Origin of the sequence: Calothrix sp. PCC 6303, assembly GCF_000317435.1 — a bacterium.
Taxonomy (GTDB): Bacteria; Cyanobacteriota; Cyanobacteriia; order Cyanobacteriales; family Nostocaceae; genus PCC-6303.
The window spans coordinates 6692978-6713335 of record NC_019751.1 but is presented as its reverse complement, the minus strand read 5'-3'; the positions used below and the strand labels follow the sequence as shown (position 1 = coordinate 6713335).

The 20358-nt window shown below is 40.3% G+C and carries 10 protein-coding genes; 5 read left to right on the top strand and 5 right to left on the bottom strand.

Annotated features, from left to right (window positions below):
- Positions 1-102 precede the first annotated feature (102 nt).
- From CAL6303_RS27255 to CAL6303_RS27240, 4 genes are all read right to left on the bottom strand, one after another.
- Positions 103-1410, bottom strand: a complete 1308-nt coding sequence (locus tag CAL6303_RS27255; RefSeq protein WP_015201065.1) for a hypothetical protein — start codon at positions 1408-1410, stop codon at positions 103-105.
- A gap of 140 nt (positions 1411-1550) precedes the next feature.
- Complete coding sequence (locus CAL6303_RS27250) at positions 1551-3317, bottom strand: R3H domain-containing nucleic acid-binding protein (protein ID WP_015201064.1); 1767 nt, start codon at positions 3315-3317, stop codon at positions 1551-1553.
- A gap of 91 nt (positions 3318-3408) precedes the next feature.
- The gene (gene ldpA / locus CAL6303_RS27245) at positions 3409-4560 is read right to left on the bottom strand and encodes a circadian clock protein LdpA (RefSeq protein ID WP_015201063.1); all 1152 of its coding nucleotides are present in this window, start codon (positions 4558-4560) and stop codon (positions 3409-3411) included.
- A gap of 168 nt (positions 4561-4728) precedes the next feature.
- Positions 4729-6564, bottom strand: coding sequence for a GGDEF domain-containing response regulator (locus CAL6303_RS27240; RefSeq protein ID WP_015201062.1), 1836 nt, complete (start codon positions 6562-6564; stop codon positions 4729-4731).
- Positions 6565-8251: 1687 nt separating this feature from the next.
- On the opposite strand from CAL6303_RS27240, the gene leuA reads away from it, so the two are divergent.
- From leuA to CAL6303_RS27215, 5 genes are all read left to right on the top strand, one after another.
- The gene (gene leuA / locus CAL6303_RS27235) at positions 8252-9922 is read left to right on the top strand and encodes a 2-isopropylmalate synthase (RefSeq protein WP_015201061.1); all 1671 of its coding nucleotides are present in this window, start codon (positions 8252-8254) and stop codon (positions 9920-9922) included.
- Between the two features lie 542 nt (positions 9923-10464).
- Entirely contained in the window at positions 10465-12840 is a 2376-nt protein-coding gene (locus CAL6303_RS27230; RefSeq protein ID WP_015201060.1) for an ATP-binding cassette domain-containing protein, read from the top strand.
- Between the two features lie 66 nt (positions 12841-12906).
- Positions 12907-13713, top strand: a complete 807-nt coding sequence (locus tag CAL6303_RS27225) for an Rpn family recombination-promoting nuclease/putative transposase (RefSeq protein ID WP_015201059.1) — start codon at positions 12907-12909, stop codon at positions 13711-13713.
- A gap of 550 nt (positions 13714-14263) precedes the next feature.
- Entirely contained in the window at positions 14264-18259 is a 3996-nt protein-coding gene (locus CAL6303_RS27220) for a magnesium chelatase subunit H (RefSeq protein WP_015201058.1), read from the top strand.
- Positions 18260-18555: 296 nt separating this feature from the next.
- Entirely contained in the window at positions 18556-19107 is a 552-nt protein-coding gene (locus CAL6303_RS27215; RefSeq protein WP_015201057.1) for a transposase, read from the top strand.
- Positions 19108-19485: 378 nt separating this feature from the next.
- Here the strand turns inward: CAL6303_RS27215 and CAL6303_RS27210 are convergent, their stop codons facing one another.
- On the bottom strand, positions 19486-20280 hold the full coding sequence (locus CAL6303_RS27210; RefSeq protein WP_041740972.1) for a nucleotidyltransferase family protein: 795 nt from the start codon (positions 20278-20280) through the stop codon (positions 19486-19488).
- Between the last annotated feature and the right edge of the window lie 78 nt (positions 20281-20358).

The following is a 20358-nucleotide window of genomic DNA, read 5'->3' as shown; positions in this document are numbered from 1 at the left end:
AGCTACACACTGAGCGCAGCTTAGAGGTTGCAGTCGAACTACGTCCAGGTATAATATCTTACTTCTACAGTGTCTGAGATTTTATTTGGGTAACTTATTAATCTAAAATCTGCTGTAATTATCTAAGTTATTCTCTTCATTATTATCAAAATCGTCATCTCCTGGTTCTAAGCTCTTAAATTCTTGATCTAGTAAGTCAGTTTCAGTGGAATATGCTAAATCTTTTCTAGTGATGATAGTTTCTGATGCGAATTGGCTAGCGTAGGCAATTTTGGCTTCTAAATCTGGATTTGCAGTAGCTAATAGCTTTGCACGGGAGATGCGATCGCGGTTTCGTTTCGCTATCTTAGTATTACGCCACTTGATCCAAAAATACCGCATCAAAGGCACACTGATAAAGCCAACACCATAAAATAATAATACCCAGTAAATACTCTGGACAAATGCCACCAATCCACCTAATTGCGCTGCCAAAGCACCACCTTTAAGCAAACTACCCAACACCAAAGCACCACCTAGGTTGAGTATACCTAAGCCTGCACTGAGAAACAGTTGACCAGAAGTTGCATTACTAAATTTGAAGGGAATTTCTTCTAAAAATGTCGAAAATCTTTGCTGTTGTCTTTTTACAGCACCCACTTGTAACTTGGGAAAATAATAAACTAACTGTCCTTCGGGACTAACTTCCGGTTTACCATCAAATCGAATTAGTACAGGCAGCATATAATCTTCATATTCTTGCTGATAAGTCTCACCGATATTATCTAAATATGGGGAAATTTGTTCAGCTATCACAGCACCGCGATTGCTGCGAATTACAGCACCAATTTGTTTCCAGCGTTTTTCCTCTAACCTAGCGTTAGGATTTCCATCCCCGAATAAGAATGAGAAAACAGCTTCAAAAAAATTGAGTTCTTTTTTCTCCCGCTGACGTTTTTCGTAGTCATTTCCATAATTTGGGCTGGTGTACCACCAAAAATCGGGAAAAAAGAAGAAATTGCCCCAGTTTCCTCCACCTCCAGAACCACCATTATCATTATCGTTACTAAAGGTTGCAGCGATACTGATGGCAATCAAGGTGATGGAAATCAGAACCATTGATGCGATGAGAAATATGCCAAACGATAACCTAATTAAGTAAAATAAAACACCCCAAATTTTCTGCCACCATTCCTGTAGCTTGATTTGAAAGTATTTGTTCCGTAAAACATCGCGGAAATTCTTAGGAAAAAGGTAAACAACATCACCAGAGTTGGATACCTGCATATTTCCCCCAGCATCCGCAGCTAAAGCCAATAAACCCTGACTTGCTAGTTCGACATTTAACCCCGCTTGGGTTGCCACATCACCAATAGTGACGCGATATCCCAGCTTTTCCACTGCTTGCATAATGGCAGGATTGGGAGCCATTGCTTTGGTCTCCTATTGAAAGTAATTTGTGACTTCCTCTAGTATAAAGTTTGATTCTCAAAGTCGCAGAAGATGCTATTAAGATCCCCGACTTATTTAAAAGTCGGGGCTCTATAAACCTGTGGATTAAATGAAAGAAATTATGCCGGATAAATCCTTAAGCGACGGTTAGGTTCTTCACCAAAGCTGTCAGATTTGAGGCGGTAATGTTCCACTAACTCGTGTTGCATTTTTCGCACTTGGGCAGAACGAGGTAGTAATTCCACTGGTTGTCCTTTGGGGATGACAATTTGCTCTACAGCTAGTCTTGCCTCTTCTAGGGCATCAACTTCATCATCGGTGCCATTATGTAGCATTAGTTGTAGTTCACGCTCATCGCCAAATTCCGGGTCATCCATATTTAACATTCGTCGCAAACCACGGGTGATTTGGGGAATGGTGCTGGATTTGATCATGTGCAAAGGCAGATGACGTGACTTTGCAAGTTGCCGTAGTTTGGCGTGATTTTTAACATGCGATCGCAATGCTAAAATAGAGTCGGCATTATCTAGTTCTTTGGTTAAAGCTATGGGCAAATTCAGGACACTAATCACCTGTTCGAGTTGGCTACGACTCACCCCATAGGGATACACATGTAACGGTAAATCTTCACCATTTGGTCCTGCTTGACGAGGGTTGAGTTCCAGTTCAAAATCATCCAAACCCCATGATTCATCTAGTAGGCGGTCAAATTCACTACGTCCTGAAGTTCCATTTCCATGACCATTGAGTCTAGCGCCCACTGGCTGTAGTGGCACCATTTTTCCTGATGTTCGCCAGCCGTTACTGGGACGTGGAGGGGCAAATGCTTCTTCTACATTTGTCATGCTGACCATACTGCCACTACCTGCGTTACCACCGTTTACAGCGGTGAGATGACGGGCAATCGCAACTTTCCCATTCTCATCCACTGTCCGGGTTTGGGGACTGGGTTGACGACCCCGCAACAACATATCTACTGTATCCGCGACGCTTTCGTGGACAACCCACCGTTGTCTTTCATGCATCTCTACAGCAATTTCAAAGGTTGGTAGTGCCTTGCGTTCCAAAACTGTCTTTTGGCTACCTCGCCGTCTGGCTTCATCATCTCCCAATGTTACAGCTTGGATTCCACCCACTAAATCTGAGAGGGTCGGGTTTTTAATCAAATTTTCAATCTGATTTCCATGTGCTGTGCCCACTAATTGTACACCTCGCTCGGCAATTGTCCGGGCTGCTAAGGCTTCTAGTTCCGTCCCAATTTCATCAATGACGATTACCTCTGGCATGTGGTTTTCCACTGCCTCAATCATCACTTGGTGTTGTTCTTCTGGACGGGATACTTGCATTCTCCGGGCTTTACCAATTGCTGGGTGTGGCACATCACCGTCACCAGCAATTTCGTTGGAGGTATCTATAATTACCACACGCTTATTCAATTCATCAGCTAAGACGCGGGCAATTTCCCGTAAGGCTGTGGTTTTACCCACCCCAGGACGACCTAACATGAGAATTGATTTACCTGTTTCCACTAAATCCCGAATCATGCCAATGGTACCGAAAATCGCTCGACCAACGCGACAGGTTAAGCCGATAATCTTTCCTGTACGGTTACGAATAGCACTAATTCTGTGCAGGGTTTGCTCAATCCCGGCACGGTTATCTCCACCAAAGATTCCTACCCTAGAGACGCATTCGTCAATTTGTTGCTGGGTGATGGGTTGTTCGCTTAAATATTCGGCGCTACCAGGAAATCGGGCTTCTGGACGACGACCTAAATCTAAGACCACTTCTACTAAACTATCTCGTTGGGGATGATTTTCTAGAGCCTGTCGCAGGTCTTGGGGCAAAACATCTAATAATTTCTGGAGATCGTCTGTCATCGTCATGCTTTTTGTGGTGACGTTTGGAGAGATAGTGGGTGGATATTTGACGAATCAGTTTTACTGGTTCAAGCAAGTTATCCAAAAATATGCGGAGTTAGCACGTTTGCTGTAATTTGAGTTGGGAAGTGAGAGACTGGGCAAGTTCTACTGCTTGCCAAAGTAATTCCGGGTCTGCTTCTAGACTAACAGTTGGTTTTACACTACCTTGGTTTACCTCCGTTACTTCTAATTTTTCGATAATTGACGACAGTAACACCCTGGCATAACTGCCATAGGCAATGCCGGATATTTTTGAGTTATGTGTCTGTGGTGTTAAGTTCTTAGTGGTGAATTCATACTTAGGACTTAGCACTTGAGATTCTTTACTCTTCAACATCCCCATTGATTTTAGTTTAGCAACAGTGTAATCATTTGTACCTCCTGCCAATTGCACATATCCAGGTAGTTGTGCCGCCAAAACTTTTTGCCCTAACTTTACTGCTGCTAGGGTTGTACCATCCCCAATATCACCACTCATGGGACGACCATCAGTTTGCCACACCAATGCACATTTAAGTGGATGAATCAGGTCTGACAAAGATGACAAATATTCAATTACATTATCGTCTCCAGGACAACTAATAGCTATCAACTTTAGATGCTCAACATGGGGCAATATTGCTTGCCACAGTCGTCGAAATTCTGTCAATCGACCTACTTTTGTATGAATTTCTACTGCATCGACTCCAGCTGACAAAACCAATGGTGCAATTGCTCCGGGCGTTGATACATATGACCTAGCATAAATTATACCATAGGGGCAAATGGGAATACAACGTCCGCAACCGTAGCACTTTTCTGAGGTGACACCGGAGAAGTCATCTTGTTTTTGTTGAAAAACAATGGCTTGGGCTGGGCAAATTTTTTCACAAGGTCGGTGGCAATTGGTTGGACATTGGTTGATGTTAAATTCTGCTTTCCGAAAGTGTGGGTCTTCGCCATCATTAAGGCTGACCATTAGAAAAGGTGGACTTTTATAGAGTTTAAAGCCGCGTGCATGGGCAGCGTCGGCTAAGTTTGCGGCTATTTTCAAGGCTTCCTGAGCGGATGCGATCGCAGCGGGGTCTGCTGCTACATCAATACAATCTGCCCCTGCCAAAGTGTAGGCAAGTGTCAGACTTTTAACAGCAGGTAGATGTTGGAAACTGGCTCCGCAAATGAGCTTGAACCAATGACCTTCCTCAAGTGAGCGCAAGGGGTTAAACATATCAGCCACATTTCTATTATGCTACTAGTGACTGAAAATAGTCGCGTCTAATCAAGAAAATATTTAATCTTTGTTACAAATCAGATCAAATTTGATTCCACTGAAAACAATTCGTGGTGGTGATCCGATAGGGAACAAAGCCAAATTTTGTACACTGATATGCAAATTTTACCATTGCGGGTTTGCGGTCAATAAGTCGATCACACGAGTTGCTTCTACTGCCGGTGAGAAGAGATATCCTTGACCTAAATCACAGTTTAAGCTTCGCAACTGAATTAATTGTTCAGGAGTTTCAATTCCTTCGGCGATGGCTTTCATCCCCATGGAGTGGGCAATACCAATCATGGCTGGCACTAAACCCATATTTTCTTTGTTTTCCTGCATTCTCCTGACAAAAGATTTATCAATTTTGATTGCATTCAGAGGAAAACTATGTAAATAGCTAAGTGAAGAATAACCTGTGCCAAAGTCATCAATTACTAATCGGAACTCACGCTGTTTGAGTTGATAAAGAACGTTTCTAACTGCCTCACTGTTCTCCATAATTACACTTTCGGTAATCTCTAATTCTATGTTGGCAGGATTTACTTGAGATTCGTGAATAACTGCATCTACTTCGCTTAAAAAGTTAGGATTGGAAAATAGTCGAGCCGAAAGATTGATGCTAATTGTTAGAGATTCACTACGTACTGGACAGCTTTCCCATATACGCAATTGTTTACAAACAGATTTCAACAGCCAAGTTGTCAGTGGATAAATCAAACCCATTTCTTCGGCAGCAGGAATAAATTCGGTGGGTAAAATTAAGCCATGTTGCGGATGCTGCCAACGTATCAAGGCTTCAAATCCGCTAATTCTACCTGTTGGTAGTGAAACTAGTGGTTGATAGTAAATTATAAATTCTTGACGTTCCACTGCGCGACGCAAGTCATTTTCTAACTCTAATAATTTGATGGCTTGACTGTGCATCACCGGGTCAAAAATATGGTATCGAGCGCGACCTGAGGCTTTAGCGCGATACATTGCTGTATCAGCATCACGCATGATAAACTCTGGCTTTTCATAGTTGCGATCGCCCCAATTAATGCCGATACTAGCATCCATGAAAACTTCATAGCGTGAAAGCTTAAAAGGTAAAGATAATTCTTGGATAATTTTCTCTGCTAAATCTTTAACCATGCCTAAATCAGTGACATTTTCCAGTAAAACTGCAAACTCGTCACCACCAAACCGAGCAAATGTATCAAAAGGACTTAAAGTCGCTTGAATGCGACGAGCAATGGCAATGAGTAATTCATCACCGACAAAATGACCCAGGGAGTCGTTTACAACTTTAAAGCGATCGCAATCTAGAAATAAGACTGCAAATTGGTAGTTATCGTCCTGCTTAGTCCTATTAAGGGCAGATTCCAGTTTCCGCAGAAATAAAACTCGATTTGGTAAACCAGTTAAAGAATCATGTAAAACAATATTTAATAGCTTAGTCTGTAATTCTTGCCGCGAATTTATCTCTGCCTGGAGTTTTTGCATTGCATCTTCTAACTCCTTGGTTCTTCTTTGAACTCGTTGCTCTAATCGGCTATTGAGATTCAAAATTTCGATTTTGGCATCCCGTAAAGCCAAATGATTTTGTACCCGTACCAATACCTCTTCAAATTCAAACGGCTTGGTGATGTAATCGACCCCACCAGCTTGAAATGCCCTTACTTTATCGAAAACATCATCTAAAGCACTGACGAAAATTACCGGGATATCAGCAGTTAAATTCCAAGCCTTGAGACGTTGACAAACCTGATAACCGTCTATTTCTGGCATCATGATATCCAATAAAATCAGGTCAGGTACCACTGCATGACAAGCAGTCATCGCCATTTGCCAGTTCAAGGCTTTGCGAACCGTGTATCCTTCCCTAATCAAAATTGATGATAACACTCGCAAATTATCTGCTGTATCATCAATGATTAAAATATCTTTTTTATGATTCTTGATTCTTATTTCTCTCATTCTAAATTTACTCGATTAGCTTAGTCGGACTGAGGTGTATAAGATATTTAAAAGATTTAGTTTCCGTTAGTATATTAAATTCGCTCTCCTCAATTCACATTTTCTATTATGCATTTTTCCCCACAGATCCTGGATTGATAATATTTTGTTTCTATTGTCCGCCAAACTAAGTTAATTTCTCAAAGTAAATCGCTCTACTGTAACATTCGTTGCCGATTTTTGGAGATTTTTTTTTTAAAGTTATCACCACCTAAGTCAAAAATATATTCAGTGATTATACGTATTTAATATCTTTTTCTGTATAGTTTTTTTTATGCCTACTGATGTTTGTAACTCATAAAGTGAATTTAATCAGTACATCAACTAGCATATTTATTGAGGAATCAAAAAGATTTTTAAGTCATCAACTAAATATTTTGCTCCAACTAATACCATCATTCAATGTAGCAAATACTACTTCTATTCTATAAATGGTCGATTTCTCCTCTAAAAAGGTATTGACAAATTGCTACAGTCAAGGGACTGAAGCTTAATATGCTTGGTGAGAATTTGGCTTCGTTAAAAGAATGTTTCCCGCTGCTGATTATGATAGGGTTTTGACTCAATTTAATGTGTTAAAGGTTACAAAACTGTTGTATCAAAAATTTTACCACTTTGTCTAATTACGTAGGGTCAGCTGTATAGCCCTTTCGGGCATCCAAGAAAGGCGTAGCGCAGCGTTAAAAGAATACGACATAGGTTAGGGGTTTAATTAAAACAAGTCGCAAGTAAGTTTTGTGTCAGGGTAAAATCCCCGTCACAAAACGGACTGACTGTAGAGGCAGGGGACTTAAACCCTCAAAGTTCGTTAAGCGTACTCTGAGGCAGAGAAGCAAGCTATGTCCTTACCAAGCATTTTGAGTCGAATAGTTAATTTTGAGGCAGTGTCGGATTTATCCCCCTACCTTTTTAGTTGTATATAAAAATTTACTTGACAAAATAACTAATTTTGTGTTTAGTATATTAGCTATGTTATTAATCACTAAAGTCATGTTTACTAAGCAGCTATCTCTACAAGTAGTTTCCAGCCTATTACTAGGTTCGGTACAACTACTATGCTTGTAAATTTGCGGGTTAATTAAGTTTTTTCCAATTGAATAGTGATTAATTAGAGTTGAACAAATATTTGATTGGCTTATAATTTTCGCTATTAAATATGAGTTTAAAGGCTTTAATTGTCAAATTCTGGTAGTGCTAGAGCTAAAGAACCTATATACATAGATAGGGTGCTATCGTGCGTAGTGCAGGTTAGTAAAATTTTTTAGGCTCGTTCATCTATTCACCCTAATGTAATTTCTTGTTTTTAGATTCAATATTTTAAGTTAACGAACTGACTCGAAAAAACTAAAAAACTGAGAGGGTAAAATTTAGCAGCGAGATATAAAGAAAGACGCGATACATCCCGTCTCCACGGGTTGATTGATTTACCTAAAATCTGCTGTATGTGATTTTTTTGATTGCTATTACTTATAACTAGCTTGGAGAATTTTATGCAACTATATCTAAACCTAAAATTTGAAGTATTACTACGACTAATTATGGGTTGTCATGTGCGGTCTTTGTGGCAATTTGACAACCCGATTTACTCTTTTCAATATTTCGCCACGTCTTCTATTTACCATCATCAAAAAAGAAAGTATAAACGAATATGTTGACTCATCCTGCGACTAAATACCGTTCATTTAATCCAGTTAACTTAACTGATAGAACCTGGATAAATACTACTATTACACATCCTCCAATTTGGTTGAGTACCGATTTAAGGGATGGAAATCAAGCGTTAATTGAACCGATGAATATTCAGCAGAAATTAAAGCTGTTTAGCTTATTGGTTAAGATTGGATTTAAAGAGATCGAAGTTGCTTTTCCATCCGCTTCACAAACTGATTTCGATTTTGTTAGATATTTGATTGAAAATAATTTAATTCCCGATGATGTGAAAATTCAAGTATTAACACCTGCAAGGGAAGAGTTAATTCGTCGCACATTTGAAGCTTTACGGGGAGTTAAAAAAGCAATTGTTCATTTGTATAATGCAACTTCACCTGTATTTCGGCGTGTAGTTTTTGGTTTAGACCGGGAAAATACAATTAAACTGGCAGTTGATGCCGCGAAGTTAATTACCGAATTAGCCGCAAACCAACCGGAAACCAAGTGGCAATTTCAATATTCCCCAGAAACCTTCACGGGTACAGAATTGGAGTTTGCCAAAGAGATATGCGATCGCATTATAGATGTATGGCAACCTACAGCGCAACAAAAGGTGATTATTAATCTCCCAGCAACTGTGGAGATGGCAACTCCCAATATTTTCGCAGATCAGGTGGAGTGGATGCATCGTCATATCAAACAGCGGGATCACGTAATTCTCTGTGTCCACACTCACAACGATAGAGGTTGTGCTGTTGCTGCTGCCGAACTTGCCCAAATGGCAGGTGCAGAGAGGGTAGAGGGTTGTTTGTTTGGGAATGGAGAAAGAACTGGAAATGTTGATTTGGTAACTTTAGCTTTGAATTTGTACACCCAAGGAATTCACCCTGGTTTAGATTTTTCCAATTTGGCTGAAGTGGCAGAAATTGCCACCAGTTGTACCCAGTTACCTATCCATCCACGACATCCCTACGCTGGTGATTTGGTATTTACGGCATTCTCCGGTTCTCATCAAGATGCCATTAAAAAAGGCTTTGCTGTGCAAAAACCAGGAGATATCTGGGAAATTCCCTATTTACCACTTGATCCTGTTGATGTGGGGTCAAATTATGAGTCGATTGTGAGGGTAAATAGCCAATCTGGTAAAGGAGGATTAGCGTTTTTGCTGGAACGGGATTATGGTTTGATTTTACCGCGAAATTGGCAAATTCAATTTAGTCGAGTTGTACAAAAATTTGTAGAAATACATGGAAAAGAAATTTCTTCAAGTGATTTGTGGAAATTATTTGAGAGTGAATATATCCAAACCGGGACATCATGGAGATACATTTCTCACCAAATCAACGAAACTGATACTAATCAACAGGTATTAGTGGCACAATTACAAATGTACGGGGAAGAAATTACCATTCATGGTGTTGGTAACGGACCAATTGATGCCTTTATAAACGGCTTAAATGATAGTTGTAATCGAGAAATTCAGGTAGTTAATTACGAAGAACGAAGCTTACAGGATGTTTGTAATTTGCCTGTTAGCGGTAGCAATTCCCAAGCAGTAGCTTTCCTGGAAATCACAACTAATTCCTCGACAAATATAAACTATGGAGTTGGCATCCACTCTAACATCGTTACTGCTTCCTTCCTGGCTATCCTCAACTGTTTAATTTAAAAACTTCTTGCGGATTTGAGAAACCCAATTTATCGAATCCGCAACGATTTTGAAAAACTTCAAATTAGGTTTAATTTAGTTAAGCTGCTACGCAGCTAAATCCTATAAATATCAAATAAATATCAAAAATTATAATCTTTGTGGTGCGGGCAGCGTTCGATGGTTCCTAAGCCTCTCGGAACGAAGTGTACCGGAGGTAAAGTAGCGCTCACGCCGAAGTATTGCCCGCTTTAGATATACAAATTAGACGCTTGAAAGCTTACCAGCAAGTTGCGTTCTGTTGTGTTAGTATCTTTCCAAAAAATTTTAGTATTTTAAAATACTCATTTATAAGTACAAGTAACTAGTTAAACGCTTAAGTATAATATCCAGTTTTCAGTAACGCCATTTCAATATACCCTTAATACTAAGGAACTTTTTGACATTTCAACTGAATAGTTTCTTTTGGCTATATATGACTGTATATGCTTGAATTCAAAACTTAATGTTATGTTCAGAATCGCTATAAGTCTCTACTGCAAGAATAAATATCGAAAACTATTATGTTTAACTCAGCGGCTAATACAATTAATCCCGGTGAAAAAATTTACATTGAATTGAATTCCCAAGGAAAAACTTTACAGTTTCAACTGAGTAAACCGCAGCATATCATGGGACGCGATCGCGCGATCGCTGATCTGAATGTTCCTGAAGATTGGCAGGTGATGGGACGTTGCCAAGCCATATTACGTTATGAGGGTGATAATTACCGGATTTATGATGGTAATGGCAAAGAACCCAGTACAAATGGAATTTATGCCAACCATACCCGGATTACTCCAGAAATTGGGTTTCTCCTGAGAAATGGTAGCGAAATTAAAATCGGTCAAAATCCCAACAACCTCATTGAGTTAAAGTACTATAACCCCGCAGACCAAGTATCGATTAACACCAATACTCCAAAATCTATTTCCCTCAAAAATGGTGCTGTGTCGCTAGGAAGAGATAGCGGTGCAACTCTGAGTTTAGACTCTTCCATAGTTTCCCGCCGTCATGCCACAATTAATTCTGATGCCCAAGGACGCTACGTACTTCAAGATCACAGTACAAACGGGGTTTTTGTCAACGGGCAGAAAATCAATGGTTCTACCGTGTTGCGGGAAGGTGCAACTGTACAAATTGGTACTCACACGTTGGTGGTTCGTGGTGACGATTTACGGGTTATCGATGAAGGTAATCAAATCCGGCTGGATGCAAATAAGTTACTACTGAAGACAAATGGCAAAATCAGGCTAGATGACATTTCATTTGGGATTGAACCTGGTCAATTTGTAGCTTTGGTGGGGGGAAGTGGTGCTGGAAAATCAACCTTGATGCGGACTCTTTTAGGCTTGGAACAACCAACAGAGGGGGTAGTCTATTTGAATGGGGGAGATTTGCGGAAGAATTTTAACCTCTACAGAACCCAAATTGGTTATGTTCCCCAAGATGACATTATTCACCGTGATTTGACGGTAGCAGAGGTATTAACTTACGCAGCAAAATTACGCTTACCCCCAGATACTGACATCAATTCGGTGGTAGAAAAAACCCTCCAAGATGTGGAAATGTCCCACCGTCGGAGTGCATTAATCAGTGAATTGAGTGGGGGACAAAGAAAACGGGTGAGTATTGGAGTAGAGTTGTTAGCTGATCCGAAGTTATTTTTCCTCGATGAACCAACTTCAGGTTTAGATCCTGGTTTAGATAAAAAGATGATGCAGCTATTGCGGAAACTATCTAACCAAGGAAGAACAGTTATTTTAGTCACCCATGCCACCGCTAATATCAAGTTATGCGATCGCGTGGTGTTTTTAGGGCTTGGTGGTAGGTTATGTTATTTTGGCTCACCAGATGACTGTTTAGCCTATTTTAGTGTCAAAGAAGACTTTGCTGATATCTATAATTTACTAGATAAACCTGATAATGTAGTTGATCAAGCAAATAACTTTGTCCACTCAAACGATTACCGTCGCTACGTTACCAACCATTTAAGCATCGGCAATCAATCATCCCAATTCAACGTTGGCAACCAAGAAGGTAAAAGTACCTTTTTTGCCAAGCAGCTAAGTATTTTAACACAGCGATACTTCCAGATTCAAAAGCGCGATCGCATCAACCTAGCATTGGCACTTTTAACTGCACCAATTGGTATTAGTCTAATTAATGTTGCCCTCAAAGACAAAATTCCCTTTGTGATTCCCGAACCATTAGATCCAACTCAAGCACCTTTAGCATTAAGGGTACTATTTGTATTTACCTGTGCATCACTTTGGGTAGGGCTTTCCACTTCACTCCAAGAAGTTATTAAAGAAGCTGCAATTTATATTCGAGAAAGATTAGTAAATTTAAGCTTACTCGCTTATCTTGGCTCCAAATTAGTAATTCTTGGTGGGTTAGCATTTCTCCAAACTATCTTAATTTCTCTCATAATTTTATTGTTTTTCAAATCTCCAGAATCAAACTTAATTTCCTGGCAATTAGGACTAGTAATTACAACATTTTTAACACTTTTTGCCAGTATGAATTTGGGTTTAATGGTGTCAGCAATTGTTAAAAATGGCAATCAAGCAAATAGCGCTTTACCACTATTGCTAATTCCCCAAATTATCTTTTCTGGGGTGTTATTTAAAATGGAAGGAATCGCCAGTAAAATATCTTGGTTTATGCTTAGTCGCTGGTCAATAGGGGCTTATGGAACATTAGTAAATGTGAATGGTATGGTTCCAGAAGCAGCTAAATTACCCGATGGAAGTTCAATTGCTCGACCATTTGAACCCACAGCAGTTTATGATGCAACTTGGGGAAATTTAACCTTAAATTGGCAAATTTTATGTCTCCACATAGCGATATATTTGGGAGTCACCTTGTATTTACAAAAGCGTAAAGATATCTTTTAGCAACCAGAACATAGGAAAATATCAAAGACGCGATCGCACTATCAACTGACAACTGATTAATTGCCTATGTTTGATAACGTTTGCAAATTTCTCGCAGAGTCATTTTCAGCAGACTTTGCATCATGGTTACTGGGTGAACCAGTCACTCTCACCGAACTTAGTCCATCAGAGTTATCCCTCGAGCCTATCCGAGCGGATGCCTTAATTTTATTACAATCGGATCAACTTGTTCTGCATCTGGAATTTCAAACTTTACCGAAAGCCGAGATTCCCTTTAGAATGATTGATTATCGCTTGCGGGTGTATCGAAGATTTCCCCATAAGCGAGTAAGTCAAGTTGTAATTTATCTCAAACCCAGCGATTCTGACTTAGTTTATCAAACAGAATTTGTTCTGGAAAATAGCTTTCATCGATTTGAAGTCATCCGACTTTGGGAACAACCAACCGAGGTATTTCTCAAGTTTCCCGGTTTACTCCCATTTGCAACTTTGAGTCAAACCGAAGACAAAACCCAAACTTTAGAACAAGTTGCCCAAATAATTGAAGCAATCCAAGACACTAAAATCCGAAGTAACGTTGCTGCATCAACAGCGGTATTAGCTGGGCTAGTATTAAATAAAGACCTAATTAAAAAAATTCTGCGGAGTGATATTATGCGGGAATCAGTGATTTATCAAGATATTCTGCAAGAAGGTCAAGCAAAAGGACTTGAACAAGGAATTGAACAAGGAATTGAACAAAAAGCTCAAGAAATAGCAATAAAAATGATTCATAAAGGTATCGACATTGAAGTAATTGTTGATGTAACTGGTTTGACTATTGAGCAAGTTCAACAATTGCAGGCTAAAGCTTCCAATAATCAAGCTGAGTGATACAGCAGCGTGTATTTTCATAGAGATGTTTCGGTAGAACGTCTCTAAAATCATCCCCTGAGAAAGAATTTACGGTATATCTCTAAGAGACTTCCAAATAAAAAATATCCCAAAATTTCTTGTGGTGGAGGCATCTTGCCTGCTGTTGTATTAGTAGCAGGCAAGATGCCTATTCCACAATATTGGATCATCTTTTTTTGTGCAGTTCTCTAATGCGATCGCTAGCACGAAATTACCCAACCCCTGACAAGGCTAATATATTTACACTTAACAAAACATACTTAACAAGCTATATAATCCTTGTGTAACGAAATATTTACATATATTTAAGCAAACACTTCCATAATTGGTAACTTTTTGTAAAAATATATATCAGTTTTTATATCGAATTGTGTCAGATGAGCCATAAAATCGCCACTGAGCAAGGATTTCTGATAAAAAAAACTCATAAGTAATTATTTTGCCAAAATTCTAAGGAAGTCCAAACTGCGGTTTTATGCCTGTTGGAGTTCCACTTCAAGAACAAGCATCTAATAGGAGTTGAGAAAGCATGTTCACTCACGTCAAGTCCACCATTAGGCACATTGCGCCGGACAACCTCAATGGGCGTAACTTCATTAAGGTGGTCTATGTCGTGCTAGAGTCCCAGTACCAAAGTGCTTTGTCACAAGCTGTTCGGGAGATTAACGCTAACAATCCCGATGTGGCAATTGAGATTAGCGGGTACTTGATTGAGGAACTCCGTGACGCGGAAAATTACGCGGAGTTTAAGCGGGATCTAGAGACTGCCAATGTTTTTATAGCATCACTTATTTTCATTGAAGATTTAGCCCAGAAGGTTGTGGATGCTGTGACACCCATTCGGGAACGTTTGGATGTTGCGGTAGTATTTCCATCGATGCCGGAAGTTATGCGACTCAATAAAATGGGTAGCTTTTCTTTAGCGCAGCTGGGACAATCGAAAAGCGTTATCGCCCAATTTATGCGGAAACGCAAGGAAAAATCTGGCGCTGGTTTCCAAGATGGGATGTTGAAGTTGTTACGGACGCTTCCCAATGTTTTGAAATATCTGCCGATGGAAAAAGCACAGGATGCACGTAACTTTATGCTGAGTTTTCAGTATTGGTTGGGTGGTTCTCCAGAAAACCTGGAAAATTTCCTTTTGATGCTGGCTGATAAATATGTTTTTAAAGATAATCCTGAAGCCGAAGCGAGAAATGCAGGTGCTCTACAATACGAACAACCTGTTACTTACCCAGATATGGGTATATGGCATCCCCTCGCACCAAACATGTTCGAGGATGTACGGGAATACTTGAATTGGTATGGTAGTCGCAAGGATATTTCAGAAGATTTGAAAGACCCCCTTGCCCCTTGTGTTGGTTTAGTATTGCAGCGGACTCACCTGGTTACAGGGGATGACGCGCATTATGTAGCGATGGTGCAGGAACTAGAAGCACTAGGTGCCAGGGTACTTCCGGTTTTTGCTGGTGGTTTGGACTTTTCTAAACCTGTTGATGCCTACTTCTACGAACCAACTACGCAACAAACTCAAGTAGACGCGGTAATATCTTTAACAGGTTTTGCTTTGGTGGGTGGACCAGCTAGACAAGACCATCCAAAGGCGATTGACTCGTTAAAGCGGTTGAATCGTCCGTATATGGTGGTATTACCTTTGGTATTCCAAACTACTGAAGAGTGGTTAGATAGCGATTTAGGTTTGCACCCAATTCAAGTAGCGCTACAAATCGCCATTCCTGAGTTAGATGGGGCGATTGAACCGATAATTATGTCAGGAAGAGACGGCGCAACCGGAAAAGCGATCGCACTTCAGGATCGAGTGGAAGTTGTGGCGAAACGGGCGTTAAGATGGGCGAATCTCCGCCGCAAGCCCAAGCTACATAAAAAGGTGGCAATTACTGTTTTTAGTTTCCCTCCCGATAAGGGAAATGTGGGAACTGCGGCATATTTGGATGTATTTGGCTCTATCTTTGAAGCCCTCAAGGGTTTACGGGATAACGGCTACGATGTCCAAGATTTGCCGGAAGACTCAAAAGCTTTGATGGAAGCTGTGATTCACGACGCACAAGCACAGTACAGCAGCCCAGAGTTAAATGTAGCTTATCGAATGTCGGTTCCCGAATATGAGGAATTAACACCATATTCCCAGCGTTTGGAAGAAAACTGGGGCGCACCTCCAGGACACCTCAACAGCGATGGGCAAAACTTACTCATCTACGGTAAGCACTTTGGTAATGTGTTTATTGGGGTACAGCCTACATTTGGTTATGAAGGCGACCCCATGCGGTTGTTGTTCTCCCGTTCAGCCAGTCCCCACCACGGTTTCGCAGCATATTACACCTACTTAGAAAAAGTTTGGGGTGCAGATGCAGTTCTCCACTTTGGTACCCATGGATCTTTGGAATTCATGCCAGGTAAACAGATGGGAATGTCGGGTGATTGTTACCCAGATAATTTAATTGGCAACATTCCAAATCTGTATTATTACGCAGCTAATAACCCCAGCGAAGCCACAATTGCCAAGCGCCGGGGTTATGCGGAAACAATTTCCTACCTCACTCCCCCAGCGGAAAACGCCGGACTATACAAAGGTTTAAAGGAACTCAGCGAGTTAATTGCTTCCTACCAAACCCTGAAAGATGGTGGACGTGGTATCCCCATTGTCAACACCATTATGGATCAAGCCCGGATAGTGAACCTTGATCAAGATATTAATTTGCCGGAAACAGACGCGAAAGATATGTCCCAGGAAGAACGGGATAATATCGTCGGTATCGTTTACCGCAAACTGATGGAAATCGAATCCCGGTTGTTACCATGTGGTTTACACATCATTGGCAAACCACCCACAGCCGAAGAAGCGGTTGCCACCTTGGTAAATATCGCCAGCTTAGATCGGGAAGAAGATGATATCTTGGGTTTACCGCGAATCATCGCCAACAGCTTATACCGCGATTTAGAAGAGATATATAAAAATAGCGATCGCGGTATTCTCAAAGATGTTGAATTGCTGCAACACATGACCTTGACAATTCGGGAAGCAGTAGGCTCATTGGTACAAGCCCAAACCGATGCTGAAGGCAGAGTTTCCCTAATTTCCAAGTTGAATTTCTTCAACATGGGTAAAAAAGAACCTTGGGTAGAAGCACTGCACAAAGCAGGTTACACCAACGTTGATACCGATCCTTTAAAGAAACTATTCCAGTATTTAGAATTCTGCCTCGAACAAATTTGTGCAGACAAAGAACTGGCAGGTTTACTCAAAGGTTTAGAAGGTGAATACATTTTACCTGGTCCCGGTGGCGACCCCATCCGTAACCCAGATGTATTGCCCACAGGTAAAAATATCCATGCTTTAGATCCCCAATCAATCCCCACCCAAGCCGCAGTTCAATCAGCGAAAATCGTTGTTGACAGGCTCCTGGCGCGGAATATGAGCGAAAACAACGGCGAGTATCCCGAAACCATCGCCTGCGTCCTGTGGGGAACAGATAACATCAAAACCTACGGGGAATCCCTAGCACAAATCATGTGGATGATTGGTGTGCGTCCAGTTGCCGATGCCCTGGGTAGAGTCAACAAGTTGGAATTGATACCACTTTCTGAATTGGGAAGACCTCGCATCGACGTAGTAATTAACTGTTCCGGCGTTTTCCGCGATTTGTTCATCAACCAAATGAACCTACTAGATCAAGGCGTGAAAATGGCAGCAGAAGCAGACGAACCCTTGGAAATGAACTTCGTCCGCAAACATGCTTTAGCCCAAGCTGAAGAAATGGGGATTAATCTACGTCAAGCAGCCACCCGTGTATTCTCCAATGCTTCCGGTTCCTACTCCAGTAACATCAACTTGGCGGTAGAAAATAGCACTTGGGAAAACGAAGGCGAATTGCAGGAAATGTATCTGAAGCGGAAATCCTTTGCTTTCAGTGCGGATGACCCTGGTATCATGCAGAACTCGCGGGAAATCTTCGAGAAAACCCTAAAAACTGCCTCAGTCACATTCCAAAACCTCGATTCCAGCGAAATATCCCTCACCGACGTATCCCACTATTACGACTCTGACCCCACGAAGTTAGTAGCAAGTCTGCGTGAAGATGGGAAAATGCCAGCATCGTACATGGCAGATACTACCACCGCTAACGCCCAGGTTCGCACCTTGTCGGAAACCGTCCGTTTAGATTCCCGTACCAAATTACTGAATCCCAAATGGTACGAAGGGATGTTGAGTCATGGTTACGAAGGTGTACGGGAATTATCCAAGCGCTTGGTTAACACAGTTGGTTGGAGTGCGACAGCAGGTGCAGTCGATAACTGGATATATGAAGATGCTAATACCACCTTCATGGAAGACAAGGAAATGCAGGAAAGGTTGTTAAACCTAAATCCTAATTCCTTTAGAAAGATGGTGACAACACTTTTGGAAGCAAATGGACGTGGATATTGGGAAACCAGCGAGGAAAATCTCGATAGGTTGCGTGAATTGTATCAAGAAGTTGAGAATAGGATTGAAGGAATAGAATAAAGTCGGTTTTTAAAAACCCCCAGTGTAGAGACGCGATACATCGCGTCTCTCTTTATTTTATTATTGACGTTGGTAAAGTGATGCGCATTATCGCATAAAAATTTGTATGTAAAATAATAAAGACGCGATGAATTCAAATGGGTGGTTAATAAAAGAGAGACGCGAAATTTCGCGTCTCTACATTTGTGCTTTTGGTTTTGTCAGAAATTTATATATAGCAACAAAATATTAATTTTCCGTTAATCGAATAATATTAGGTTATAAACGTGTTGATATTCAGCATCTATTCAATCAACATGACTTTATATAGAAATAAATATCGGGTTGAATCTACACGTTTACCAAGCCGAGACTATGCAGCAAATGGATTATATTTCATCACAATATGCACTGATAAACGACGACATTTTTTTGGTAACATTCAAGAATTTGCAATGCAATTATCAGATGTAGGAAAAATTGCTGAACAATTTTGGTTAGAAATTCCTAACCATTTTCAACATACGAATATTGATTCATTCGTCATCATGCCGAATCACGTACATGGAATTATCATCATCGATAAACTGGACAATGATAATATCGTGCATTCTCGAAACGTACCAGACGAATCGAATCAATTTGGTGGATTAAAACCTGGTTCATTACAAACTATTATTCATTCCTACAAATCTTCCGTTACCCGATGGTGTGGAAAAAATGGGTACGAAAATTTTCGTTGGCAACCACGATTTTACGAAAATATCATTCGTGCGGATTCTTCTTTAGATAATGTTCGGAAATATATCAATAACAATCCGATAAAATGGGAATACGACAAAGATAACAAACCTAATTTGTGGATGTAACATTACTGGTTTTATGACAATATTTCAATAAATGTAGATTAATAAATATAGAGAGACGCGATGTATCGCGTCTCTACATTTTTTGTGTGTTGCGTTAGAGGTAGTTTTAGTATCATCCTCTGTTTACAGTACAATGTTTATTGTTGTTGGAGAAATAAACCCGATTTCTAGAGAATATTGATTCTGTGTTTTATGGCTTGATTAATTTTGCTTGGGATTTGCGATTAATTGACGACGTTTCAATGGTGGATATAGCAGCATTGCACATAGGGGCAAACTTGTTCTATTATTCCTGAAGCGAAGCAACGGCTAATATCAGCGTAAAGTTTGTAAATTTGTTGATATTTGGGTATTGCATCTGAGACTTTCAAATATCCTCTAAAATTCCTTCACTGCACGTATTAAATCGTGGGGTGTGCCAATATCTAAATAACTCCCATCTGTAAAAGTTTCTGCTTCCACATGTAAACCTGCTTTAATCCCAGCTTGGATGACATCACCGATTGGTAACTCCGGTAAGTTAGATAAATCACCCTGGCTTTTCAATTCATGAATATATTCGTGCAAAAATTCTGTAAATATGGGATTCCAGACTGCAATTCCCCACATGTAGCGTAAGTTTGATTGGAGAGGTTTCTCCACAATTGAAAGTACTTTCCCCTCTACATCAAAATCAACCATACCTGCTTTTTGTGGTTGTTCGGTAGGAAATAAACCTAACACAACATCCGCATTATGAGCTTTTTGTCTTGCTAAAATTCGGGTAAATGCATTTTGAGGTTGAAACAAGATATCTGGAAATCCCAAAGCAATTATATGATTGCGAACAAAGGGATAAGCTTGATCTAGTGTAAATGGAACTCCATAGGGCAAACCTAACATCAGGTATCCCAAATTCATAGATAGCATTGCACCATCACCAAAATATGCTGGAATATCCCATTTTCCCTGTCGGAGAATAAAATAAGCTTTTTCAATTCCTGCTAGCTGCATTCTCTCTAATAAGTAGTGAGAAACAACCTTGGGACGCAAATTATCTGAGGAATTCTCTAAATTTGCAGAATTGAAATTATCAAATCCAATTGGATATAATTCTTTGCTTAAAGGTAGTGGTGAAATGCGTTTTGCCAGTCCACCAGCAGGTATTAGTCCAATTACTTGAGATTGTTCGATGATCTCCATGAAATTTTTGGCAATATTATGGTACCGCGATCGCTCTTTCGATTAAACCTAGATCTTTAGAGGTTAGAC

Coding starts and splice junctions, on each gene's coding strand:
- CAL6303_RS27255 (WP_015201065.1), bottom strand. CDS start 1,410: ATGGCTCCCAATCCTGCCATTATGCAAGCAGTGGAAAAGCTGGGATAT.
- CAL6303_RS27240 (WP_015201062.1), bottom strand. CDS start 6,564: ATGAGAGAAATAAGAATCAAGAATCATAAAAAAGATATTTTAATCATT.
- CAL6303_RS27230 (WP_015201060.1), top strand. CDS start 10,465: ATGTTTAACTCAGCGGCTAATACAATTAATCCCGGTGAAAAAATTTAC.
- CAL6303_RS27250 (WP_015201064.1), bottom strand. CDS start 3,317: ATGACGATGACAGACGATCTCCAGAAATTATTAGATGTTTTGCCCCAA.
- CAL6303_RS27215 (WP_015201057.1), top strand. CDS start 18,556: ATGACTTTATATAGAAATAAATATCGGGTTGAATCTACACGTTTACCA.
- CAL6303_RS27225 (WP_015201059.1), top strand. CDS start 12,907: ATGTTTGATAACGTTTGCAAATTTCTCGCAGAGTCATTTTCAGCAGAC.
- ldpA (WP_015201063.1), bottom strand. CDS start 4,560: ATGTTTAACCCCTTGCGCTCACTTGAGGAAGGTCATTGGTTCAAGCTC.
- leuA (WP_015201061.1), top strand. CDS start 8,252: ATGTTGACTCATCCTGCGACTAAATACCGTTCATTTAATCCAGTTAAC.
- CAL6303_RS27220 (WP_015201058.1), top strand. CDS start 14,264: ATGTTCACTCACGTCAAGTCCACCATTAGGCACATTGCGCCGGACAAC.